The 23,692-nt window shown below is 51.4% G+C and carries 19 protein-coding genes; 14 read left to right on the forward strand and 5 right to left on the reverse strand.

Annotated features, from left to right (window positions below):
- Nucleotides 1–392: 392 nt before the first annotated feature.
- From DXC51_RS24110 to DXC51_RS24125, 4 genes are all read left to right on the forward strand, one after another.
- On the forward strand, nt 393–1,865 hold the full coding sequence (locus DXC51_RS24110; protein ID WP_117531176.1) for a Sapep family Mn(2+)-dependent dipeptidase: 1,473 nt from the start codon (nt 393–395) through the stop codon (nt 1,863–1,865).
- Nucleotides 1,866–1,962: 97 nt separating this feature from the next.
- Nucleotides 1,963–2,919 carry a uroporphyrinogen decarboxylase family protein gene (locus DXC51_RS24115; RefSeq protein WP_117531174.1) on the forward strand — a complete coding sequence of 319 codons (957 nt, stop codon included), beginning with the start codon at nt 1,963–1,965 and terminating at the stop codon, nt 2,917–2,919.
- Between the two features lie 114 nt (nt 2,920–3,033).
- A complete protein-coding gene (gene mgrA / locus DXC51_RS24120; protein ID WP_021637006.1) occupies nt 3,034–4,023 on the forward strand; it encodes an L-glyceraldehyde 3-phosphate reductase in 990 nt (329 codons plus the stop codon).
- An 87-nt stretch (nt 4,024–4,110) separates the two neighbouring features.
- Nucleotides 4,111–5,382, forward strand: a complete 1,272-nt coding sequence (locus tag DXC51_RS24125) for an L-cysteine desulfidase family protein (protein ID WP_117531172.1) — start codon at nt 4,111–4,113, stop codon at nt 5,380–5,382.
- A 91-nt stretch (nt 5,383–5,473) separates the two neighbouring features.
- Here the strand turns inward: DXC51_RS24125 and DXC51_RS24130 are convergent, their stop codons facing one another.
- Nucleotides 5,474–5,842: a hypothetical protein gene (locus DXC51_RS24130; RefSeq protein WP_025488993.1), complete on the reverse strand. Its 369-nt coding sequence runs from the start codon at nt 5,840–5,842 to the stop codon at nt 5,474–5,476.
- A gap of 237 nt (nt 5,843–6,079) precedes the next feature.
- Between DXC51_RS24130 and DXC51_RS24135 the strand changes: the two genes are divergently transcribed.
- The gene (locus DXC51_RS24135) at nt 6,080–7,132 is read left to right on the forward strand and encodes a LacI family DNA-binding transcriptional regulator (RefSeq protein WP_025488994.1); all 1,053 of its coding nucleotides are present in this window, start codon (nt 6,080–6,082) and stop codon (nt 7,130–7,132) included.
- A gap of 621 nt (nt 7,133–7,753) precedes the next feature.
- Here DXC51_RS24135 and DXC51_RS24140 read toward each other — a convergent pair.
- The 3 genes from DXC51_RS24140 to DXC51_RS24150 form a co-directional block, all read right to left on the reverse strand.
- Nucleotides 7,754–8,584, reverse strand: coding sequence for an Mrp/NBP35 family ATP-binding protein (locus DXC51_RS24140; protein WP_117531170.1), 831 nt, complete (start codon nt 8,582–8,584; stop codon nt 7,754–7,756).
- A gap of 153 nt (nt 8,585–8,737) precedes the next feature.
- Nucleotides 8,738–9,118, reverse strand: a complete 381-nt coding sequence (locus DXC51_RS24145; RefSeq protein ID WP_117531168.1) for a desulfoferrodoxin family protein — start codon at nt 9,116–9,118, stop codon at nt 8,738–8,740.
- 109 nt (nt 9,119–9,227) lie between these two features.
- A complete protein-coding gene (locus DXC51_RS24150; RefSeq protein WP_117531166.1) occupies nt 9,228–9,644 on the reverse strand; it encodes a DUF134 domain-containing protein in 417 nt (138 codons plus the stop codon).
- A gap of 307 nt (nt 9,645–9,951) precedes the next feature.
- Between DXC51_RS24150 and DXC51_RS24155 the strand changes: the two genes are divergently transcribed.
- From DXC51_RS24155 to DXC51_RS24165, 3 genes are all read left to right on the forward strand, one after another.
- Nucleotides 9,952–10,737, forward strand: a complete 786-nt coding sequence (locus tag DXC51_RS24155) for a nucleotidyltransferase domain-containing protein (RefSeq protein WP_117531164.1) — start codon at nt 9,952–9,954, stop codon at nt 10,735–10,737.
- 213 nt (nt 10,738–10,950) lie between these two features.
- Nucleotides 10,951–12,237, forward strand: coding sequence for a glycoside hydrolase family 125 protein (locus DXC51_RS24160; RefSeq protein WP_021635729.1), 1,287 nt, complete (start codon nt 10,951–10,953; stop codon nt 12,235–12,237).
- Between the two features lie 31 nt (nt 12,238–12,268).
- On the forward strand, nt 12,269–13,297 hold the full coding sequence (locus DXC51_RS24165; RefSeq protein ID WP_117531162.1) for a PHP domain-containing protein: 1,029 nt from the start codon (nt 12,269–12,271) through the stop codon (nt 13,295–13,297).
- A gap of 249 nt (nt 13,298–13,546) precedes the next feature.
- On the opposite strand, the gene DXC51_RS24170 is transcribed toward DXC51_RS24165, so the two are convergent.
- Nucleotides 13,547–15,019, reverse strand: coding sequence for a sulfatase-like hydrolase/transferase (locus tag DXC51_RS24170; RefSeq protein WP_117531160.1), 1,473 nt, complete (start codon nt 15,017–15,019; stop codon nt 13,547–13,549).
- A gap of 740 nt (nt 15,020–15,759) precedes the next feature.
- Here DXC51_RS24170 and DXC51_RS24175 point away from each other — a divergent pair.
- From DXC51_RS24175 to DXC51_RS24200, 6 genes are all read left to right on the forward strand, one after another.
- On the forward strand, nt 15,760–16,704 hold the full coding sequence (locus DXC51_RS24175) for an ABC transporter permease (RefSeq protein WP_021635723.1): 945 nt from the start codon (nt 15,760–15,762) through the stop codon (nt 16,702–16,704).
- Nucleotides 16,705–16,715: 11 nt separating this feature from the next.
- Complete coding sequence (locus DXC51_RS24180) at nt 16,716–17,660, forward strand: carbohydrate ABC transporter permease (protein WP_102287963.1); 945 nt, start codon at nt 16,716–16,718, stop codon at nt 17,658–17,660.
- Nucleotides 17,661–17,736: 76 nt separating this feature from the next.
- Nucleotides 17,737–19,272 carry an ABC transporter substrate-binding protein gene (locus tag DXC51_RS24185; RefSeq protein WP_021635721.1) on the forward strand — a complete coding sequence of 512 codons (1,536 nt, stop codon included), beginning with the start codon at nt 17,737–17,739 and terminating at the stop codon, nt 19,270–19,272.
- A 318-nt stretch (nt 19,273–19,590) separates the two neighbouring features.
- Nucleotides 19,591–21,369, forward strand: coding sequence for a sensor histidine kinase (locus tag DXC51_RS24190; protein WP_021635719.1), 1,779 nt, complete (start codon nt 19,591–19,593; stop codon nt 21,367–21,369).
- The gene (locus tag DXC51_RS24195; RefSeq protein ID WP_025488998.1) at nt 21,357–22,115 is read left to right on the forward strand and encodes a response regulator transcription factor; all 759 of its coding nucleotides are present in this window, start codon (nt 21,357–21,359) and stop codon (nt 22,113–22,115) included. Before DXC51_RS24190 ends, DXC51_RS24195 begins: the two co-directional genes overlap by 13 nt.
- A gap of 77 nt (nt 22,116–22,192) precedes the next feature.
- Complete coding sequence (locus tag DXC51_RS24200) at nt 22,193–23,674, forward strand: sulfatase family protein (RefSeq protein WP_117531050.1); 1,482 nt, start codon at nt 22,193–22,195, stop codon at nt 23,672–23,674.
- The last annotated feature ends 18 nt before the right edge of the window (nt 23,675–23,692 follow it).

The raw sequence follows: 23,692 nt of genomic DNA on the forward strand, positions 1-23,692 counted from the left end.
GCTGAACTCCTCCTCCGTGATTTTAGCCGCATGTAACTTTTTTGGCAGGAGTGAGTTTGTGATTTGCGGCTAAAATTGTCTTCGTTCGTCAGACAAGCCTCTAAGGACGTCAGAATTCTGACTTCCCGGAGCGGTAAGAAACATCGCCGTTTTCTCAAACAGAACAGAACATACCCCGCCCGGCCCCGGGGAAGGAAGACAGGCCCAGCCCCCATCGGACCAAGGGCGGACGGAAACGGGGCGGATGCGGCAGGCCGGCCAAAATGATTGAAACTGCATAGTTTTTGAAGGAATTGGTTATAGAAGAAATGTGATTTGGTATCTATAATAATAACATAAGGCTTACGGGTTAGAGGGCCGGGGAGATTGGCGGAGGCCAGATAGGAGTCAATATGGGAAAAATGTATGATGGTGAAATTTATGAGAAGGTCAGCCAGTGGTTTGACGGGCATCGGGAGGAGATGACGGAGGATATTAAGAGGCTGGTGCGGATTCCCAGTATTTCGGATCCGGAGGCGGAGCAGGGGCCGTTTGGGCAGGGGTGCAGGGATGCGCTGGATGAGATGCTTGCCATGGGAAGGAAATATGGGTTCCATACGGAGAACCGGGAGTATTATGTGGGAAGCATCGGTGTGGAGAATCAGGACTGGAGCAATACGATTGGCCTGTGGAATCATCTGGATGTGGTGCCGCTGGGGGAGGGCTGGGATTATGAGCCGTTTGAGCCGGTGGTGAAGGATGGGTATCTTATCGGCAGAGGGGCGCAGGATAATAAGGGGCCGGCAGTGGCCATGCTTTATGTGATGCGTTGTATCAGGGAGCTGGGGCTTCCGGCTGCGCATGAGCTTTGTCTTTTTGCAGGGTGCGATGAGGAAAGGGGGATGTCGGATCTGGAGTATTACACGTCCAAATATCCGCTTCCGGCGTTGTCTATGATCGCGGACTGTGGTTTTCCGGTTTGTTATGGGGAAAAGGGGATATTGGAAGGGGCTGCAGTTTCCGGCAGGGACTTCAGTGATGAGGTGCTGGAGCTGTATGGCGGAAGCGCAGGCAATATTATCCCTGACAGGGCGGTTCTGGTGGTTGGTAAAAGGACAGAAGTTTCGGAAGGACAGCTGGCTGCTTTGCAGGCATCGCTTCCGGAATGTGTGAAGGCGGAGGCCCGGGATGGGAAAATCAGGGTGACTGCGTATGGAACCAGCAGACACAGCGCTTTCCCAGAAGGCAGTGTAAATGCTGTCCATGAACTGGCGGCCGCGATGTGTGGGGCCAAGCTTCTGGAGGAAGGGGATCGGAAGCTGCTTCAGTTTATTGCCGATGCCACGTCGGATTATTATGGGGAGCATATTGGAATCTCTTATTCAGATGAGGTTTCCGGGCGTCTGACCTGCGCGGGGACTGTGCTGAGGCTTCAGGGTCATCGGGCGCGGCTGCAGTTTAATATCCGTTATTCCATTACGGCGGATGCGGGAAAGCTGGAGGCCGGGCTGGAGGAGTACTGCGGCCGGGGAGGTTATAAATGGGAGCTTATCAGGAATTCTGCGCCGAATTATTTCCCGAAGGACAGAAAAGAGGTTGGCCTTCTGACGGATTTATTTAACGAAATTACAGGATGCACAGCTGAACCTTATGTGATGGGAGGCGGAACGTATGCCAGGAAGCTGCCCAATGCGTTTGGCTATGGCATCGGATCCATGCCTGAGCGGGAAGGGGATATGGCAGGCGTTCTGTTCAGGAAGGGACACGGCGGCGCCCATGAACCGGACGAGGGGCTGGATCTGGAAAAACTGCTTTCTGCGGCGAAAATTTATACTATGGCCATGCTGGCTTTGAATGAATGTGATTTTAATGGAGAGGAAGCCTGAACGGGCTGTTAGGCGAGCTGAAAGCGGGCATTGGGGAAAGGTAACTGTGTAGGAACTGGACAGTCAGTTTAAAATAAGAAAAGGCAGGGTAATTATAATGAACAAGAAAGAAAGAGTACTGGCAGCATTGGAAAACAGGGAGGCGGATCACGTTCCCGGCGCATTCTGGTTTCATTTTCCGCAGGAGCAGGCGTTGGGGCAGGCATGTGTGGATGCGCATCTTAAGTGGTACAGGGATACGGATCAGGATTTTATCAAAATCATGTGCGACGGTTATTTCGGATATCCCAATGAAACACTGGAAAAAATGGAGAATGTGTCGCAGCTTTATGATATGAAGCCTTTGGGAAGCGGGCATAAGTTCATCAGGGAGCAGGTTGAACGGGCGCGCGCCATTGTAAAAGCGGTGGACGGGGAGTGCTGTGTATTTTATAATGTATTTTGTCCTCTTTCCTTTTTCCGTCTTCAGACGAGCTGGGAAACAATGATGGACTGCATCAAGGCGGACCCGGAAGCGGTGAAGTATGCCTGCGGCGTAATTGCGGAGGATGCGAAGGCGCTGGTGAAGGGGCTGCTCGAGGAAGCTGGCTGCGATGGTATTTATTACTGTGTGCAGAATGCGGAAACCTTCCGGTTTACTGCGGAGGAATACCGCAGCCTGGTTACCCCCTTTGACAAGGAGGTCCTGGATTATGCCAATGGCCTGAGCAGTCATAATATTCTGCACTGTTGCGGCTGGGGCGGGGATAAGAACCGTGTGGAGGTATGGCAGGACTATGAAGCCGCAGCTATTAACTGGGCGGTGTATGTGGAGGAGATGGATATTCCTTCGGGAAGAGAATTTTTCGGCGGGAAGCCTGCCCTGGGCGGTTTGGATAACCGGAAGGAGGGCGTGCTGTACTCAGGAAATGAGGAAGAGATCAGGAAGGCGGTAAGGGAACTGATCGAAACCTGCGGTAAAAAAGGCTTTCTGCTGGGCGCAGACTGCACCATTCCAGGGGATCTGCCCGCAGAACATGTCCGCTGGGTGCTGGAAGAGGCCAGAAGCATATAGGAATATGGAAAAAAACGCTTTAGGGCGCGGGCAGAGGTGAGGCCTGAATGGAACTTTTAAACAGATGGTTGTTGCAGTACCGCGGGCAGACCTGCGGTATAGAGGAGGTAAAAAATGTATTTGGCAAAAGAAGATCGTTATGAACATATGAATTATTTCCGCTGCGGAAACAGCGGGCTGAAGCTGCCTGCGGTTTCTCTGGGGCTGTGGCACAATTTCGGAAGCAAGGACAATTATGACAATATGAAGCAGCTGGTTTTCACGGCTTTCGATAACGGGATTACCCATTTTGATCTGGCGAATAATTATGGGCCTGTTTACGGAAGCGCGGAGGAGAATTTCGGAAGGATCATGGAAAGTGAAATGCGCCCTTACCGCAACCAGATGGTGATCAGCACCAAGGCGGGCTATGATATGTGGCCGGGGCCTTACGGGGACGGCGGCAGCCGGAAATATTTGATTTCCAGCCTAGATGAAAGCCTGAAGCGGATGAAGGTGGATTATGTGGATATTTTCTACCACCACCGTATGGATCCGGAGACGCCGCTGGAGGAAACGATGATGGCTTTGGATCAGATCGTAAAGAGCGGGAAGGCTCTGTATGCGGGAATTTCCAATTATTCCAGGGAATATACGGAAAAGGCAATGAAGATTCTGTCTGACCTTAAGTGTCCTTTTATCATCAACCAGAGCAGATATTCCATATTTGACCGCAGTATAGAAGAGGACGGCCTGAAATCCTTTGCAGCGGCCAACGGCTGCGGTATAATCGCTTTCAGTCCGCTGGCGCAGGGACTTCTCACGGATAAATACCTTCACGGGATTCCGGAGGACAGCAGGATTAAGAGGGACGGCCGTTTCCTGAAGGAATCCGCGTTGACGCAGGAACGTCTGGATCAGATAAGCGCCCTGAATGAAATCGCACAAAACAGAGGGCAGAGCCTGGCGCAGATGGCGCTGTCCTGGATCCTGAGGGACGGAGAGGTGACGAGTGTGCTGATAGGCGCATCCAGGCCCGCCCAGATTACGGAAAATATTGAGATTATCCACAGAACCTCTTTCACGGCGGAGGAACTCAAAAAAATAGATGAAATCTGCGGGTAACTGTGAGGGGTACTGAACAGTTACACATGCGGTTTATATATCACGGGCAGTGCGCATGTGAACAGGCACAAACAGATGGGAGCGAACATGGAACATAACAGCAGCATATACCGGGAATATCTCCGGATTCTGGAGCAGGAGCTGGTGCCCGCCTTCGGGTGTACGGAGCCGATTGCCATTGCCTATGCGGCGGCGCTGGCGGCGCAGACGCTGGGGGAAAGGCCGGATCGGCTTCTGGTGGAGGCCAGCGGAAATATCATAAAAAATGTAAAGAGCGTCATCGTACCGAACACGGGCGGCATGAAAGGAATCCAGGCCGCGGCAGCCGCAGGGGTTGTTTCCGGCAGGCCGGAGGATAAGCTGGAGCTTCTCGAGGGCCTGACGGAGGAGCAGCGAGGAGAAATCAGGGACTATCTGCAGACAGCGGATATCCGGATTCAGAAGGCGGGCGGCTGCCGTACCTTTGACCTTACGGTGACTGTGTGGGCCGGAAACCGGGAAGCCCGCGTGCGCATAGCGGATTCCCATACCAATGTGGTGCTGGTGGAAAAAAACGGTGAGATACTTCGGACGGCAGGAACGGATGAGGAAGGCTCCCAGGCGGAGGCAAAATCCTCTCTCAGCATGGAAGGAATCGTGGATTTTGCCCTGACCGCCCGTCTGGACGATGTAAAGCAGGTCCTGGATCGGCAGATAGAATACAATATGGCCATTGCCGAAGAGGGAATGAAGCATGCCTACGGCGCAAACGTGGGAAAGGTGCTGCTTGCGGCCTACGGCGATGATGTGAAAATCCGGGCAAGGGCCAAGGCGGCCGCGGGTTCTGATGCCAGGATGAACGGCTGTGAGCTTCCCGTGGTCATCAATTCCGGAAGCGGCAACCAGGGGATTACCGTATCCGTGCCTGTTATCGAATACGCAAGGGAGCTGGGAGCGGGAGAAGAGCAGCTTTACCGCGCCCTGCTGATTTCCAATCTGACGGCGATTCATCTGAAGGAAGGCATCGGACGGCTTTCCGCCTACTGCGGCGCGGTGAGCGCGGGAACAGGGGCCGGCGCCGGAATCGCTTATCTGCTGGGCGGCGGCTATGAAGAAATCATCCATACGGTGGTCAATACCCTGGCCAATGTATCAGGCATCGTGTGCGACGGCGCCAAGGCATCCTGCGCGGCCAAAATAGCTTCCGCTGTGGACGCCGGCATCCTGGGATACTATATGTACCGGAACGGCCAGGAATTCGTGGACGGTGACGGTATCGTGAAAAAAGGGGTGGAATCCACCATTGCCAATGTTGCCCGCCTGGGCCGTGACGGCATGCGTGACACCGACCGGGAAATCCTGGATATCATGATCGGATAAAAAAATTAAAGCCCTGTAAGGGAAGCATATCCAAATTGCAGATATGCTCCCTTACAGGGCTTTTTTTGTCCGGGCGCGGCCGTCTTCCGGGTTACATCCCCGGGGTAGATCCGGAGCCGGGAAAATAGAAGGGTGGTACCGCACCGGCGTAGCCGCCCGGAAGTACACCGGGCATACCGGGAAGTACGCCGGGAAAAATCATGTCATCCCCGCCGTCATGGGCGCGTTCCATTTCCGAGTCTTTGCTGACCGGATTGCAGCCGTCCGGAGACATTTCGGTTTCCGGATTCATATCGGAGGCCTTGCCGTCATCGCCGATCCGGACACGGGAATGTGCTTCATCCATGGTGTGGAGCGCTGTCAGATACCCGTCCGTAAAAGCGGATTCCGGTGTGATGCCGGGGATATTGGCGCTGGGAAAGGATAAGCCGTCGTGATAAGGTCTTTTTTCTTCCTGCATATCTTTCCTCCTTTTTCTCTGGTATAGTTTTGCTGTAACTGTATTGTTGCCTCACAATTACGTTTTGCCTGCGTATATTTGAAAAAACTCCCCGGCGCTCTGCCGTGGTGGCAGAAATGGCTAAAATCCGCCGCTGAAGTTTGTTAATTAGTATTCCTGTAAATGCTTGAAAATATTTAAAAATACGGTACAATATTATTATAAATAAAATTTATAAATTTAGTGAGGGGAAGAATCGTGGCAATTAAATCTAAAGAACTGGCCGGAATGCTTGGCGTTTCCACTGCGACGATGTCACTGGTACTGAATCATAAGCCCGGAATCAGTGATGAACTGCGCAGCTCTCTTCTGGCGAGAATTCAGGAGATGGGATACGGGTATATGATCAAGGAGGAACCGCAGGAGCTGCAGGAAGGAAGCCCGGCTCCTATGAAGAATATCGCTTATCTTGTCATGTCCGATTATCAGGACGAGGGGGACGAGGCGGCTTTTTTCCCTCCCGTTATTGAGGGGGCGGAGAGGGAAGCGAGGCACCTGGGCTATCATTTTTCCATTATCCATATGTATGATGAAAAGGGCAGCCGGCTCCGGGACAGCATAAGAAGGGAAGAATATGCGGGAATGCTCGTATATGCCGACGTGATGAGCCAGGAGTTGAAGAAAGAGCTGGATGCCATGGATATTCCCTATGTGATGCTGGACTGCTATGATCCGTTTGTGAAAGCCAGCTCCGTGACGGTAAACAGCCAGCAGGGCATTTATACCGCCGTGCGCTACCTTCAGGAGAAGGGCCACCGGGAAATCGGCTATGTAGCCACCGGAACTGCGCGCAGCTCGCTGCTGGAGAGACGGCGTTATTTTCATTATGCCATAGAAGATCTGGGACTGCAGCTGAACAGGGAGCATGATATTGTCACAAACTGCCGGGGAGCTAAGGCGCAGGAGTATCTGGAGCTGCTGTGGAAGGGCGGGGTGAAGCCGCCCACAGCGCTGCTTGTGGAAAATGATGTGCTGGCGATTCCCGTATACCGCGCCCTGAAAAGCGCCGGCTACCGGGTGCCGGAGGATGTGTCGGTCATCGGCTTTGACGGGCGGAGCATATGCAGCATCATGGAACCCACGCTTACCACCATGCGGATTCCGCGCAGGCTGCTGGGCAGGAGCCTGATCATGCTGCTTCATAATAAAATCGATATGAAGGCCCGTTCCATGGAGGATATTCCCGTCCGTCTGGAAATCAACGCGGAGCTGGTGGAAATGGAAAGCGTGTGTCCGGTGACATGGAAATAATGGGAAGGCCTGCGTCCGGTGCGGCGGCAGGTGAAGCATCATAAAGATATATGGGTATAATTTGTAAATTAAATTTAGATAATTTATATTTTATATAAAAATTTATAAAAAATATTTGACAAATTTATAAATATGTATTATGATATACCTAAGTTGAAAAGTCATCAACCCACAAAATTCGCTGGTGCGGCTTCGGCTGCACCAGCACCCCCCCCTTTTTTTTAGATTTATAAGTAAATACCTCCGGTATTCCATGCCGGGTTTTGATAGCTGCAGTGTCAGGCATATAATCCATGGAATTCAGATGAAGACGTTTATACCATTGAGTGGTGTAAGCGCCTTTTTTGCTTTGCGGAAAAGTCCGGCATGATCCTCCTGCAAAAGCTTTTTTCTGTCGCTGTCCATCCATGATGAGAAAATGTGCGGGCCGGACAGTAACGTTTTGTAAAATGGGTAAGAAAAATGACAGTTACCATAATCTTTGGTAAGCTGTCATTTTTACAGGCCGCGCAGAGCCTGATTATGTTTACAGGCAGGCGGCAATTTGGAATCTTTTATAAAAGCGGGACAGTCAATGGCGTAACAGTCCGGCCGCAGGCTGAATTGTTACGCCATTGTTATTTAATTACAGTTTTTTTCAAGAGAAGCGGAAAGCTCTGCAAGCCAGGGCGCGTCCACCGCTTCGATTTCCCCTTTGTCACAGGCGGAGGCAATTGCAGGGTCGATGGGCAGCTTGGATACGGAGGCAATTCCGTGTCTTGCGGCGATTTCATCGATATGGCTTTCGCCGAAAATACTGTGTTTGCTCTTGCAGTCGGGGCATTCAAAATAGGACATGTTTTCCACAATGCCAAGAACGGGGATGTTCATCATTTCAGCCATTTTAACAGCCTTTTCAACGATGACGGAAACAAGCTCCTGAGGGGAGGTCACCACGATGATGCCCTTTAAGGGGAGGGACTGGAATACGGTCAGAGGAACGTCACCGGTTCCGGGAGGCATGTCCACAAACATATAATCCACATTTTCCCAGATAACGTCGGTCCAGAACTGGCTGACTGCACCCGCAATAATGGGGCCGCGCCACAGCACGGGATCCGTATCATTGTCCAGCAGCAGGTTGATGGACATGACATCAATTCCACCGCGGGATTTCACAGGGATAAGCCCCATTTCGTTGGCGTATGCTTTTTCATGGATGCCGAAGGCTTTGGGGATGGAGGGGCCTGTGATATCCGCATCAATGACTGCGGAATGGTATCCCTTCTTCTGCATGGAAGAAGCCAGCAGGGAAGTCACCAGGGATTTTCCCACGCCGCCCTTGCCGCTGACTACGGCGATTACATTTTTGATGCTGGACATTTCGTGAGGGGCCTGAAGCATGCTTTTCGGGTCCCTGTCCTTGCAGGATTCCCCGCAGGACGAACAATCGTGATTGCAGTTTTCACTCATTTTTAATGATTCCTTTCACATGTACTTGTCTATTTTACCATGAGCCTGAGCGGCTTACGATATCGGATGGGAAACCACCATAAAGCTCACAAAGCATAAAGCGTTGTGAGCTTATGAATAGAAGGCTGATTAAGGTATAAGCTTAAGGGACTGTTATAATTCGGTTTTCCACAGGCCGTGCAGATTGCAGTATGCATATACGGCCACGGGCTTAACGCCGGCGGTATGGAAGACTGCTTCGGGAGCTTCGCCGGGAGCGAGTGCCTTACGGCTGCCGCCGTTTTCCAGTTCCAGGTAAATCCATTCAATGTGATGCTCTTCCAGCATGGGGTGAACGGCGCTGCCTACCTGTACTTTTACGGTGTCGCCTTCAACGGTAACGGCAGGAACGTGCTTTTCCAGGCTGGCGTCAACAGTGTTGGCCTTAAGCTCTTCCATGGGTTCTCCGCAGCAGATAACGGGAACGCCCGCATCATGAATCATTTCCACCTGGTTGCCGCAGTGTCTGCAGATAAAAAATTTTACATTACTCATAATTATGTTCTCCCTGTTTCTCCGTTATACAACGGAATCCTTTGGTTATGCCGGCATCGGGCTGTGTATTATTCCGGCGCCGGCCGGGCGAGTCAAATGTCCACGGTATTCAGTCGGGTTGCTTACGCGGCGGCATTTGACCGGCACTGGTTACTTGCTTCTGAGAATCTTTATTCGGGGAATTCTGGCTGCAGCCTTTGCGCCTCCGGCATTCACCGGCGGGGCAGCAGCCGTTTCCGTCACAGAGCCGGAAGGTGCCTCCCTGGATATGGAGCAGCTTTCCATTCACGAGGGAATCCGCCATCTTCCTGCGTGCTTCATTATAAATCATCTGAACGGTGGAGCGGGCGATGGTCATCCGTTCCGCGCATTCCTCCTGGGTACAGCCCTTCAAATCTATCAGACGGATACATTCATATTCGTCAACAGTCATAAATATGACTTCTGTTTCCGTGCTGTTCAGGGGCCCGAAGGTACATGACTTGGGCAGGCAGCAGACGTTTCGTTCCTTGATGGGACGCGGCATAATTTCACCTCTTGTTTCCGGCTTGTGTAATTGGCATATGCTGTTTACATGTTTCATTATACATGTTTTCAGGAAGATGTCAATAGGGAAATGATAATTGTTACTATTTCTGATTTATGCAATGGGGGCGCAATACCCACAGCGGCAGGCGGCGTAGGTTGTGGATAAACTAGAAAGAGAAAATTATGGAAAAATTAAAAAGAGGGGTATTGAAAGCGGGTGGGGTATCGTTTATAGTGGGGGTGACGGGTATTTTTTTAACCGTATGTATGAATAAAAATAAGAAGGATTGAGGAGAGGAACGGGTATGTATAAGCATCATGAGGAGTCACTGAAGATACTGGAGGATATGTTCCGGGGGAGGGATGAGGTGATTGCGCTGGTATTCGGCGGTTCTGTGGCTAAGGGGGTAGAACGGATTGATTCGGATCTGGATGCCATGGTTATTGTGACGCCGGAGTATTTTGAGGAGCGTATGAGGGAGAACCGGACGGCGGAGTGTATTTTTGAATGTACATATGAAGGCGGTTATTTCGATATTAAGTATATGACGAAGGAGTACCTGATGCAGGCGGCGGAGAAGGGCAGTGAGCCTACGAGGAATTCTTTTGTGAAGTCGAGGGTGCTTTTTTCCAGTGATCCGGAGATTGAGGGGATTGTGGCAAGGATTCCGGTGTTTCAGGAGAGGGAGCGGGAGGAGAAGCTGCTTTCTTTTTACAGTGATCTGCAGCTGAATTATAATTATTTCTGGAAGTGTTGTAAACCGGATGGGTATATGAAGATCCGGACGGCGAGTGAGATTGTTTATGCGTTGTATCGGCTGGTGCTGCAGGAGAACCGGGTGTTGTTCCCGTCTAACCGCAGGCTGGAGGATACGGTGGCGGGTGTGGAGAACAAGCCGGAGGGATTGGTGGAGAACTGCAGGGAGTTCTGTGAGACTATGGATTCTGAGCTTCTGGACAGGATCGTTGAGAGCTATCATAAGTGGACAAGCTATGATTATCCGAAAGATAATAATATATGCAGTTCTCAGTATGGTATGGACTTTGAAAAATGGTGGCTTTATCCCAGGCCGTTGATTGGGGAATGGTAAGCCGGGGAGATATGTCCGGCTGTGGTGTAAAAATACAGGGATAATCTATTATTTTTGATATGTAAAATGAGGTTTGTGTGATAGGATAAGATTTTGGTTTGTGGTAATATGGCAGTGTTGTGCCGGCGCCCGGGCTTGAGAAGCTAGAAGCTGAAGGGCGGCGGTATTGGAGCAGAGGGCCGGGGGACCGGCGCAGAGAAGGAGGAAGCCAGGATGGAGAAGATGCTGCCTGAAGCATTGCTTAAACTGATTAAGAGGGTGGAGGAGAATTTCCCGGAGGATCCGAAGATGGTGCAGCTGTTTGTGAACTGTTTTACCAATACGCTGGATACTACGGTGAAGAGGCTGCCTGACAAAACTACATATATTATTACCGGGGATATTCCGGCCATGTGGCTGCGTGACAGCGTGGCACAGATACGGCCTTATCTGATGGCTGCCGGCGAGGACGGCGATATCGCGGATATGCTGGTGGGGCTGGTGAAAAAGCAGTTTTTCTATGTGAATCTGGATCCGTATGCGAATGCGTTTAACCAGGAGGCCAACGGGAACTGCTGGGAGCATGATGAGACGGATATGGGGCCCTGGATCTGGGAGAGGAAATATGAGCTGGATTCTTTGTGTTATCCTATCCAGCTTTCTTATCTGGTATGGAAAAATACGGGGCGGACGGATCAGTTTGACGAGACGTTTGTAAAGGGTGTGCGCAGGATCCTCAAGGTGTGGCGGACGGAGCAGCATCATGAGGAGGAATCGCCTTACAGTTTTGTGAGGAAGGGCTGTTATTTTACGGACACGCTTTCCAGGAACGGGAAGGGCGCGTTGGTGAAGTCCGGGACCGGGCTGATCTGGTCGGGCTTCCGTCCCAGCGATGACGCATGTACATATGGTTATCTGATTCCTTCCAATATGTTTGCGTCAGTGGTGCTTGGTTATCTGGCGGAAATTGCCGGGGAGGTCCTGAAGGATGAGGAGCTGGCGGCAGAGGCTGAGAGCTTCCGGCAGGAGGTCAGGAATGCCATAGAGACGCTCGCCGTGATTAAAAATGAGTATTATGGAAGAATTTATGCGTACGAAACGGATGGCTACGGGCAGTATCTGCTGATGGATGATGCCAATGTGCCGAGTCTCCTGGCCATGGAGTATCTGGGCTATGAGGGCGACAGGGAAGTGATGGAGAACACGAGGCGTTTTATCCTGAGTGAGGGAAATCCTTATTATTTCAAGGGAAAAGCGGCGGCCGGAATCGGCAGTCCCCATGTGCCTCCTTATTATATCTGGCATATAGGGCTGGCTATCCAGGGGCTGACGGAGGCGTCGAGGGAAGAAAAGCTGCGTCTGCTGCAGCTGATGCGTGATACGGACGGCGGCAAGGGAATGATGCACGAGGGCTTCCATGTGGACGATCCTTCCAAATATACAAGAGAATGGTTTTCCTGGGCCAATGCGGTATTCTGTGAGCTTGTGCTGGATTACTGTCAGATCAGGGTGAAAAAATAGCCGGTAAGGGCGGAAAAAAGGAGTGCAGGGCATGGGAACATTTTATTTATTGCCGGAAAAGGGGAATTTTTACAAAGCGAATCTGCATTGCCATACGGTGGTTTCGGATGGGGCGCTGACGCCGGAGCAGGTGAAGGAGGCGTATCAGAAGGAAGGGTATTCTATTGTGGCCTTTACGGATCACAGGCAGTACTGTAAGCATGAGGAGCTGAATGATGACAGGTTTTTGAGTATCGCCGCTTTTGAGGCGGATATCAATCAGTTCAGCGCCCATGAGAATGCCTGGCCCACGCTTAAGGTGTATCATTTTAATTTTTATGATAAGCACCCGGAGCGGCGGGAGAAGGAAGAAAAAATTACGCTTCCTTTAAAACGTTATAGTGATACGGAGTACATCAACGGCTATATTGAGCTGATGAAGACAGAGGGTTTCCTTTGCTGCTATAATCATCCTTACTGGTCGCTGCAGACCTATGAGGATTATAAGGATCTGCGCGGGCTGTGGGCGATGGAAATCTATAACCACGGCTGTGAGCATGACGGGCTGTATGGCTTCAACCCTCAGTCCTATGATGAAATGCTGCGCACCGGCCAGCGGATTTATACGGTGGCGACCGATGATAACCATAACAGCTTTCCCTTTGATTCGCCGCTGTGTGATTCCTTCGGCGGCTTTACTATGGTGAAGGCGGAGAAGCTGGAATACGGCGCGGTGATGGAAGCCCTGGAAAAGGGAGATTTCTATTTTTCCATGGGGCCGGAAATTAAGGAGGCTTATATCCGTGACAGGAAGCTGGTGGTAAAGACCTCTCCTGTGGAAAAAATCTTCGTTATCCAGGAAGGGCGGAATTGTTATAAGAAGCTGGCCGGCAGAGGCGAGACCATTACGGAGGCGGAATTTGAGTTATCCGGAAGGGAAGGCTATATCCGTGTGGAGATCCGTGATGGAAAGGGTATGTACGCGGGCACGAGCGCTTACTGGATGGATGAAATACCCGCCGGCGCGATGACGGAATCAAAGACCGGATGCAGTGCGGCGGACGGCAGCCGCCGGATATAAGCCCGGATATATATGCAACTGAATTTCAGACAGAAAAAAACGACAGCTAAGTAAGGCAGATATAACCGTCCGGCAGGTATTTGTACCCGCCGGGACGGTATTTAATGTGCGCCGGACGCACAAAAAAAGTCTCCGGCCGCTTCCCCTGCTGACAGAGGAAGGGCCGGAGGCTTTTCTTTTTTTACAACGGAAATGTCCGGGAGCTGCCTGCAAAATGGAGAAGGCGGCAGGCCGGATGGCTGGTTTAATTCAGTGAAAGGTATCCACCGAGTAATCATGGTAGTGGAAGCCGAACCAGCGTCCGGGCATATCACCGGGGAAGCGGGGCGGCCGGGTGGTATGGAAGCGCAGGGCGGATGGATCGCAGCAGTCATTGTCCGCATTTTTTTCCAGCGCCTCAGGGGCGGTTTCGGCGGTGTGCTTCAACAGGAGCCGCCACAGTTCATTCTTTTTTTTCTGCCATGCAGGATCTGTGGAGAGGTCGTTGCGCTCCATGGGGTCTGAATTCAGATCGAAGAGTAGGGTATGGTCTCCGCAGGTGGTGTATACCAGCTTGACCCGGTCCTTCATGACGCAGAAGTTGGTGTGCAGGCTGTCTCCATAAAAAACACGGTCCTTTGGCAGCTTTTCCGGCGCCAGGAGGCTGCGGCCGGTGATGCCCTCCGGAGGCGTGACGCCCGCCAGCTCAAGGATGGTGGGATATATATCGGCAATTTCCGTCAGGCTGTCCACAGTCAGGTTGTGGGGGATGCCGCTTCCTGCTGGCGGGACAATGAGCAGCGGCACATGGGCCGAGCCTTCAAAGAACAGGTTTTTCTGGGACATGTGGTGATCCCCCAGCATTTCCCCATGATCGGAGGTGAAGATGATCCAGGTGTTCCGGAACAGATCGTTTTCCCGCATGGCGCCGAAAAGGCGGCCCAAGGCATAGTCGATCTGGGTGATGCAGGCATAATAGGCCCGTCTTGATGCTTCCAGCTGCCTGGGACCGAACAGATGCATGTTCGTATTTTCATAAGCGCCTGCCAGGAAGCCCTGGGGCGTCCCGGCAAGGTCGCGGGACCAGCCGCCGTAAACAGGCTCGGGCATGGGAATATTTTCATAAAGGCTCCAGAAGTCCCGGCAGGGATCAAAGGGAGGATGGGGCTTGGTAAAGCTGGTCCAGAGGAAAAAAGGGCGGGTGGTATCCCTGGTTTCCAGGAAATCGATGGACTGGTCAACGATCCAGGTGGTGATGCTGTCTTTTACCTCCACTGTGGAAATGACCGGTTCCATCTCGCACTCGCCGATGCCGTGCGCTTTGGGGCGGGCGGTTTCGGCTTTCCGGTCATACTGGCGCATGTAGTCTAAGGGAAGAGTCATCTGTTCGAAGCCATAGCAGGCGCGGGCTGGTTCAAAATGCATTTTCCCTTTGGCGCAGGTCTGATAGCCCGCATCCGTGAGCAGCGCCGGGAGCGTGCGGCGCAGGCGGGTCTGCTCGCGCATTACGGTTTCGTGGGTGGCATTGGAGACCACGCCGCTTTCATAGCCGTGCAGCCCGGTCATGATGGTGGTGCGGGAAGGAACGCAGATGGGGCAGCAGGCATAGCAGCTGCGGTAGCTGGTTCCCATGGCGGCCATATAGTTCAGATGCGGCGTAAAAATGTGGGTGTTGCCCCAGGCGTTGATAGTGTCAAAGCGCTGCTGGTCTGTGGTTATCAGCAAAATATTGGGTTGCGGCATAGATAGCCCTCCTGTTCTGTGGCGGCCTCCCCCGGGAATTTGTTGCTGTCCCCTCCCTCCACTTGGATTCCTGGCGCTGCCGCCCTTTGCCCGTCCCCCTTTGTCCGCCTGCCGGCTCGGGTATTGTTTCTTAGAGGGCACGCTTGCGCTCGATTAAAAACGCAGCGGTACTAACGCCGCAAAAGACGCGGCGTAAGGACCGGCGTTTTTAGACGACCCTTACAGAAAACAATACCCGAGCCGGCAGGCGGACAAAGGGGGACGGGCAAAGGGCGGCAGCGCCAGGAATCCAAGTGGAGGGAGGGGACAGCAACAAATTCCCGGGGGAGGCGGCGTTTCTTATAATCAGTATAGGCGGGCGGGGAGGAGAATGTCTATATCAGAAACGTTAGATAGGGTACTAAAAAAGTTACACAAATTAAAGATAAGGAAAATAGGGGATTATTCTATAATCATTGTGCAATGTGTATAAAAATGTAGAGGTAAATTTTAAAATTAACATATTGTTTTTAGACTACTATATAAGAAATGTTAGATAGTAATGGCGAAATGCATAGTTTATAATTAATTCATAAAGCGGCCGGAAGTAAGGAGCTTAATAGCTCCCCAGCAGAAGAATGAGGCGTACGCGTTTCCGGCGGCTGTTTTCCGGCAGGCCGGCTGACGGGAAACGGGAGGACGGCGGACTTTCAATCAGACCCCTTTGAACGCCGTCAAGCAAATAGAAAGGGAGGTTTCACATGGCTGCAAAGGACGTAACGAAAAAAAAGAAAAGACGCTGGACACGTGATGATACGGAGCTTACCGTTCTGGCGCTCCCCACGACTATCTGGTATTTCCTGTTCGCATTTATGCCGATGTTCGGTATTATTATTGCATTTAAGGATTACAAGATTAAGGGAGGGTTCCTGCAAAGTATTATTCAGAGCGACTGGATTGGTTTTCAAAATTTTAAATTCCTGTTTTCCGCAGGAGACATCTGGATTATCCTTCGAAACACAATTCTGTATAATATCGCGTTTATCATACTCAATATTGTTGTTCCCGTAACGATGGCGCTGCTCATCGGGCAGCTGCATAACAAGAAAATGGCCAAGGTTTATCAGACTGCGATGTTCATGCCCTATTTCCTTTCCTGGGTTGTTGTAACCGCGCTGGTCTGGGCGTTCTTAAGCTTTGACAAGGGACTGCTTAACAGTCTTCTGGAGTCTATGGGCAAGGACCCGCATCAGTGGTATATGGAACCGAAGCTGTGGCCGCCGTTTTTGATTTTCATGTATATGTGGAAGAATCTGGGCTACAGCATGGTGGTTTATCTTGCCACAATTACGGGGATTGACAAGACCTATTATGAAGCGGCCGGCATAGACGGCGCTACCGTGTGGCAGCAGATGAGATATGTGACGCTTCCGCTGATGAAGACAGTTATTATCATGATGTTCATCATGGCGGTGGGACGTATTTTCTACTCCGATTTCGGCCTGTTCTATCAGGTGCCCCGTGATTCCAATTCTCTGTATAATGTTTCCTATACATTGGATGTATTCGTATTCAAGCAGCTGAAATCATCCACCACGGGCATGGCCTCCGCAGCCGCGTTTGTGCAGTCGGTGGCGGGCTGTATCACCATTCTGACAGCCAATGCCATTGTGCGTAAGGTTGACCGCGAAAGCGCTATGATTTAAGGAGGTGCCTCATGGCTGAAACTATCAAAAAGAAAAGAAAAAATGAGCCGGACGGATTCGACCGCTTCAACAGGGTGTCCAATAAGGCTAATGTTCTGCTGAATCTCATGTTCCTCCTGATGGCGCTGGTATGTATTATTCCCGTTTTGCTAGTTATTGCCATCTCTCTGTCCGCAGAGGCTTCCATTACGGATTACGGATACCATCTTATTCCGAAGATCGTATCCTTTGAAGGATATTCCTATCTGGCAACACAGAGCACGCTGATCATCAGGGCGCTGAGCGTTTCCCTTTTCGTTACCATATTCGGTACGGTGCTGGGAATCCTGCTCACCACGCTGATGGGATATGTGCTTTCCCGTCCCGGCTATAAGCTGAACGGTTTCCTCACAATGGTGGTGTTTATCCCCATGGTATTCAACGGAGGCCTGGTATCCACCTACTTTATCACCTCCCAGCTGCTGGGTCTGAAGGATACGGTGTGGGCGCTGATACTGCCGCTGGCCGTCTCTTCCTTCAATGTGGTTATCTGCAGGACCTTTTTCAAAACCACGGTTCCTGAGGAGCTGATTGAATCGGCCAAGATGGACGGGGCAAGGCAGTTTACGATATTTTTCAAAATTGTCCTCCCCATTTCCCTGCCGGTGCTTGCAACAATCGGGCTGTTCCTCTGCTTTGCATACTGGAATGACTGGTACCAGTCCATGCTGTATATCGATGACCAGCGTCTGTATTCCCTGCAGGCTCTGCTGAACGCCATCATGACGAATGTGAATATGCTGGCCCAGAATGCGGCAACTATGGGGGCGAGCATGGCGGATACGGTGGCGAACATGCCCAAGGAAGCGGCCCGTATGGCTATTGTGGTGGTTATCGTATTGCCCATCGCATGTGCCTACCCGTTCTTCCAGAAGTATTTCATTTCCGGTCTTACGGTCGGCGCGGTAAAAGGCTGATCACAGATAATTTTATGTTATCATCCCGGCGGGATGGGCCGCCGGTTGATATAAATCAAACTTTAAGGAGGTTACTATGAAAAAGAACACGGTTCAGAAACTATTGGCTATCGGTCTTTCCTGTATACTCAGTGTTGGTATGCTGGCAGGCTGCGGTTCCAAAACAGAATCCGGCGCCGGTGCGGCAACGGGGGAAGCAGGCGGGGCTGAGTCTACACCTGCGGCAGAGAGCACTGCGGATACAAGCGCTTCCACAGATAAAGCAAGCGGCGATATCCCCACCCTGATATGGTGGACGGTGGGCGGCACCACTCCCAGCGACTATACGGACTGTCTGGCAAATATCAATGATTACCTGGTGGAAAAGCTGGGTGTTAAAATTGATATCAAGGTGGCAGGCTGGGGCGATTACGATCAGAAGATGAATACCATTGTCAATTCCGGCGAGTATTTCGACATGATGTTTACCAACAACACCAACTACAGTAAGTTTATCAACCTGGGCGCATTTGAGAACCTGACCGATATGGTGCAGACCACAACCCCGGATCTTTACAGCTTTATCCCGGAAGAACTGTGGAACGGTGTTACAATCGGCGGAAACGTATACGGAGTGCCCAGCTACAAGGATTCCTCCATTACCCAGTTCTGGTATTTCGATGACCAGTATGTACAGAAATATAATATTGACCTGGAATCCATCAAGACCATGAAGGATCTGGACGCTCCCTTCCGTGCGATGAAGGAAGGCGAAGGAAAGAGCTTCTATCCTCTGCAGATGGCGCAGGGCAGCCCGTTCAACGGATTTTTCAATGAATATGACGGACTTACCGCAGGCCTTCAGCCTATAGGCGTAAAAATCGATGATGAGTCCCGTACCGTAGTCTGCACGCTGGAACAGCAGGATATCATGGATAACCTGAAGCTGCTGCATCAGTGGTATATGGACGGAATCGTGAATCCCGATGCAAACGTCCTGACGGAAATTCCCAAGAAGCTTCCTTTCTCCTCCGCACAGGGCTGGCCGAGCGCGGCAGCTACCTGGCAGACGCTGAACGGCGTTGAGAAATACGATGTATTCAAGGTTTTCGGACCTATGTATTCCACAGAAACCATCCAGGGTTCCATGAACGCTATTTCCGTTAACTCCAAATACAAAGAAGAATGTCTGAAGGTTCTTGAACTGGTTAACAGCGATTCCAAATTCCGTGATATGCTGGCTTACGGCGTGGAAGGCAATACCTTCGAATATGTGAGCGACGGCGTGATTAAGAAGCTCAGGGACGACTGGCCGCTGGCTGCATACACACAGGGCACCTTCTTCAATATGTCCATTACAGAGGATGCGGATCCTCAGCAGTGGGAGCAGGTAAGGAAACAGAACGAGGAAGCATCTTCCTCCGTATGTCTTGGTTTTGCACTGGATATCACAAACATCCAGAATGAAGTTGCAAACTGCCAGGCAGTTTGGGATAAATATAAATATGATATGCTGACAGGTGCGTCTGATCCGGAAACGACCGTTCCGAAATGTCTGGAAGAATTAAAGAATTCCGGTCTGGATACGATTATCGGAGAAGCACAGAAGCAGATTAATGAGTTCTTTAAATAAAGTGAAATCGTGCACTTGCGGTGATCTTTAGAAACAAGCCTCCCCGGCGTGAAGTTCGGACTCCCAACGTTCACGGCGGGGAGGTTTGTTTCTGTCCAACCTGCAGAGGAGAGATTGGATTTTCACTGATGTTGGGCAGATTGTGGTATTGGCGCTTCGAAATTGGGGGATTGTCAGGGGAATTTTGACAAAACATTTGAAAGTATAACCTTTTCTTGTGGGCGGAAGTTTTTGACAGTATAATGGTAGTGGCGGTAAAGAAAAGAACTGTAAGCGGAAAGTTGCATACGGGGAAAGCAGGAAGAAAAGGGAGCCGGGATGAGGAAGCATAGTATTTCTTTTTTGAAGATAAAGGTATACAGGCGGAAGTTTCTGGGAAATGCGGCGGCGATTCTGGTATTGTGCATGTTGTGTTTTCTGGGCGTTTCGGTTTTTTTTACCACGATTTGGGCGGCGCAGCAGAGGCAGGAGGCGCAGGATGCCTTTTCCGTGGTTGAGAAGAAAATCGGCACAGTGAAGGATCAGCTCAATGAATATATTGAGAGCTGCTATGCCAGCCGGAAGATGATGCAGGATGCGAGGGCTTTGTTTACGGCGGAGACGGAGGCCGGATATGTGCATAAGAGGCTGGGGAACAGTAAGTCCTCCTCCGCGCAGATAGCCTATATGCCGGGGGATATGAAGAAGCTGTTTGTTAACAGAAGGATTCAGGTGAGAGGCGTTACCTTTGTTTCCGGGGAGGGGACTAAGGCGGTATGGCTGGATCGGGTTTCCGGGGATATCCATGTTACCTTTGGCCTGAAATCGGAAGAGGAGGCAATGAAAATTCCGGGATTCGGCAATATGATGCTGTCTTCTTTTGAAATACGGGATCCGGATTCCATCAGCAGGCAGCTGGGTTCTATTACCTTCTGGGTGGATCGGGACGAGCTGCTTCGGGGAGTGGGCCTTTCGGGGGCCTGGGCTGTCATGCAGGGGGACAAGGTACTTCATGCGGATTACAGGCAGGAAAAGGAGATGAAGTGGCTCAGGGCTGCGGCGAATATGGAGGAAAGCCAGGGCTGGTTCTATGGGAACAGGTATGAGCGTATTTTTTATACGGTGTTTCCTTCCAGCCAGTATGATTTTTCATATATTTCAGTGATTAACAGTAATACGATCTGGGATTTGAACAGAAGGGCCCTGATTGCAACAAGCCTTGTCCTCATTATCCTGGCGGGGGGAGCGTTGTTGGTTTCTTTTGTGGGAATACGCAATGACGCCCGGTTCCTTTCCAATATCATGCAGATGCTGGGGGCTATGGAAAATGGTGATTTTTCTGTGGCGAAGAATCTGGATATCCATGAGGAGAATAAAAATGAATACGGAAGGATCGCGATTGCCCTTAAGGATGTGAGCCAGAAGCTGGAGGGCTATATCCGGACGGAATACATACTGAAGCTGAAGCAGCAGGAGGCGGCCATGCGCGCCCTGAAGCATCAGATCAACCCGCATTTTTTGTATAATACGCTGGAAAGCATACGCTCCAAGGCGCTGATGTGGGGGGATGAGGAGACTGCGGAGGCGATTACCCAGCTGGGGACGCTTTACCGTATGATTGTCCACTGTCCGGATGTGATCAGCATGAAGGAGGAAGTGGAGCTGCTGGAGATGTATCTGCGGATTATGTCGCTTCGGTTTGCGGGGAATTTCGTTTATCAGCTGGAGGTGGAAAAGGAGGCGGAAGAGGTACGTACGCTGAGCTTCTGGCTGCAGCCCCTGGCGGAGAATTTTTTTACCCACGGCTTTGACAGGGACTCGGAATTCAATCTGCTGATTCTGGAGATAAAGCCTGAGGGCGGGGGCGTCAGGGTGCTGATGGCGGACAACGGCCTGGGAATTGCCCCGGAACGGCTGGAGGCCACAAGGAAAAATATGTATGAGGGAAGCGATGATCCGGATGCGGATATCGGGCTTCGGAACGTATATATGAGGCTGAAATATTTTTATGGAGAGAATTTTACTATGGAAATCGGGAATAACCCGGAGGGAGGGGCGCGTATTTCCGTCTTTATTCCGACACAGGCAGGAAAGGAGGGGAACTGTTGTATACATTAGTGATTGTGGATGATGAACCGAATATTCTGGAAGGCATCAAGCGTCTTCTGGACTGGAAAAGCCTGGGCTTCGGCAGGATTGAGACGGCCCGGAGTTCCATGGAGGTGATGTCGCACATCCTTGACTGGAGGCCGGATATCTGCCTGATGGATGTGTGTATCGGAAACGATAAGGGATATGAGGTGATCAACTGCCTGAATAACCTGGGGGTGCATTCCAATTATGTGATGATGAGCGGCTATGATGAATTCAGCTATGCCTGCGAGGCCATCCGCTGCGGCGCGCTGGACTACCTGCTCAAGCCGGTGGAAAAAAAGAAGCTTCTTGAGGTTGTGAAAAAAATAATCGTGGAGAGGCTTCACGGAACGCTTCCGGAAGAGGATGAAAAAAAGAACTGTGATCCGGTGCTGAATATGGACTATGGCGCCATGTCGCCGCTGATCCATAAAATTGTCATGATGGTGAGGGTTGAATATGGCGGCCGCATTTCACTGAAAAGCATTGCTGACAAATTCAAGATGAATTCCACGTATCTGGGGCAGATTTTCATTAAGGAAACGGGGATGAAATTTTCGGAATATCTCATGTGCTACCGCCTCTATGTGGCGAAGGAAAGAATCCTGAATTCTGATGAAAAAATCGCGGTGATCGCGGCGGATGTGGGTTATTCCAATATGAATTATTTTTACCAGCATTTTCACAGCTATTATAATACCACGCCCTCGGATATGCGGGCGAAACGGTAGGCCGGACTGTGAAGGGACAAACAGCTGGAAATTAACCTGATTATGTGAAGACACAATGAGAAAAGGGAGAAAATGCAATGAGAGTAATAATGTTTGATATTGATACCCTGAGGGCGGATCATATGGGCTGTTACGGGTACGGCAGGGATACCACGCCGGTGATGGACAGCGTGGCGGAGGAGGGCGTCTGCTTTGACCGCTATTATTGTCCCAATGCGCCCTGCCTGCCTTCCCGGGCATCGCTGATTTCCGGGCAGTACGGCATCCATAACGGAATCGTGGGACACGGCGGCACAGCGGCGGATATGCGTCTGCAGGGGGAAAGCAGGGGCTTTACGGATCTGATGTCGGAGAACGGGCTGTTCATGCAGTTTCGGCGGGCAGGCTTTCATACGGTGTCCTTTTCCACCTTTGCGGAGCGCCATTCGGCCTGGTGGTTCAACGCCGGCTTTCATGAATGCTTCAATGTGGGGAACCGGGGAGGGGAATCCGCGGAAATGGTGACGCCCCATGTGCTGGACTGGCTGGAAAGAAATGGGGAGGAGGATAACTGGATGCTGCATGTGCATTACTGGGATCCCCATACTCCTTACCGCACGCCTGCGGATTATGAGAGCCATTTCCAGGGGACGCCGCTGCCGGACGACTGGATTACTGATGATATTTTCAGGGAGCACCTGCTTCATATCGGGCCTCACTGCGCCAATGAAATCAATATGTGGAATGACGATACCTTCCCTCAGTGGCCCAAGCATCCGGGCAGGCTGGAGGACAGGGAGGCAGCGAAGCATCTGATTGATCTGTATGACGACGGGGTGCGCTATACGGACGATAATATCGGAATGGTTCTGGATTATCTGAAGTCCCATGGGCTTTATGATGAAAATCTGGCAATCATTATCACGGCGGATCACGGAGAGGATCTGGGCGAGTTCGGCGTATACGGAGAACATGGCATGGCGGACGAGCCGGTATGCCGGATTCCCATGATCATCCGCTGGCCCGGCGTGGAGGGTGGAAAACGGGTGACGGGCTTCCATGATAATGTGGATCTGCTGCCTACCGTACAGGAGCTTCTGGGGACACAGACCTTTGGAAATTACCGTTATGACGGCGTTTCCTTTGCGGCCGCGCTGCGGGAGGGGAAGGACTGCTCCAGGCCCTGTGAGGTGCTGACCCAGTGCGCCCATGTGTGCCAGAGAAGCGTGCGCTTTGACAACTATATTTATATCCGTACGGTGCACGGCGGCTATCATCTGCTTCCGGATGAAATGCTCTTTGATCTTGAGGCGGATCCCCATGAGCAGCACAACCTGGCAGAGGAGCGTCCTGAGCTGTGTGCCCGCGGGGCCAGGATGATACTGGACTGGAATGATGAAATGATGAAAACCTCAGCCTATGATGCGGACCCCATGTGGACCGTCATGCGCGAGGGAGGGCCGGAGCACTGCCGGGGCCACCTGGAGGCTTATCTGGACCGTCTGGCAGGCACGCCGAGGGAATACGGCATTCCTTTGCTGAAGGAAAAATATAGTTACTGGTCACGGGGTGAACAATAACAAAATATAAGGAGCTGT

It is taken from the genome of Eisenbergiella massiliensis (genome assembly GCF_003435485.1).

What these genes read in the sequence shown, in the direction of transcription:
- DXC51_RS24110 (WP_117531176.1), top strand. Translation starts at nt 393, where the DNA reads ATGGGAAAAATGTATGATGGTGAAATTTATGAGAAGGTCAGCCAGTGG.
- DXC51_RS24115 (WP_117531174.1), top strand. Translation starts at nt 1,963, where the DNA reads ATGAACAAGAAAGAAAGAGTACTGGCAGCATTGGAAAACAGGGAGGCG.
- mgrA (WP_021637006.1), top strand. Translation starts at nt 3,034, where the DNA reads ATGTATTTGGCAAAAGAAGATCGTTATGAACATATGAATTATTTCCGC.
- DXC51_RS24125 (WP_117531172.1), top strand. Translation starts at nt 4,111, where the DNA reads ATGGAACATAACAGCAGCATATACCGGGAATATCTCCGGATTCTGGAG.
- DXC51_RS24130 (WP_025488993.1), bottom strand. Translation starts at nt 5,842, where the DNA reads ATGCAGGAAGAAAAAAGACCTTATCACGACGGCTTATCCTTTCCCAGC.
- DXC51_RS24140 (WP_117531170.1), bottom strand. Translation starts at nt 8,584, where the DNA reads ATGAGTGAAAACTGCAATCACGATTGTTCGTCCTGCGGGGAATCCTGC.
- DXC51_RS24145 (WP_117531168.1), bottom strand. Translation starts at nt 9,118, where the DNA reads ATGAGTAATGTAAAATTTTTTATCTGCAGACACTGCGGCAACCAGGTG.
- DXC51_RS24150 (WP_117531166.1), bottom strand. Translation starts at nt 9,644, where the DNA reads ATGCCGCGTCCCATCAAGGAACGAAACGTCTGCTGCCTGCCCAAGTCA.
- DXC51_RS24155 (WP_117531164.1), top strand. Translation starts at nt 9,952, where the DNA reads ATGTATAAGCATCATGAGGAGTCACTGAAGATACTGGAGGATATGTTC.
- DXC51_RS24160 (WP_021635729.1), top strand. Translation starts at nt 10,951, where the DNA reads ATGGAGAAGATGCTGCCTGAAGCATTGCTTAAACTGATTAAGAGGGTG.
- DXC51_RS24165 (WP_117531162.1), top strand. Translation starts at nt 12,269, where the DNA reads ATGGGAACATTTTATTTATTGCCGGAAAAGGGGAATTTTTACAAAGCG.
- DXC51_RS24170 (WP_117531160.1), bottom strand. Translation starts at nt 15,019, where the DNA reads ATGCCGCAACCCAATATTTTGCTGATAACCACAGACCAGCAGCGCTTT.
- DXC51_RS24175 (WP_021635723.1), top strand. Translation starts at nt 15,760, where the DNA reads ATGGCTGCAAAGGACGTAACGAAAAAAAAGAAAAGACGCTGGACACGT.
- DXC51_RS24180 (WP_102287963.1), top strand. Translation starts at nt 16,716, where the DNA reads ATGGCTGAAACTATCAAAAAGAAAAGAAAAAATGAGCCGGACGGATTC.
- DXC51_RS24185 (WP_021635721.1), top strand. Translation starts at nt 17,737, where the DNA reads ATGAAAAAGAACACGGTTCAGAAACTATTGGCTATCGGTCTTTCCTGT.
- DXC51_RS24190 (WP_021635719.1), top strand. Translation starts at nt 19,591, where the DNA reads ATGAGGAAGCATAGTATTTCTTTTTTGAAGATAAAGGTATACAGGCGG.
- DXC51_RS24200 (WP_117531050.1), top strand. Translation starts at nt 22,193, where the DNA reads ATGAGAGTAATAATGTTTGATATTGATACCCTGAGGGCGGATCATATG.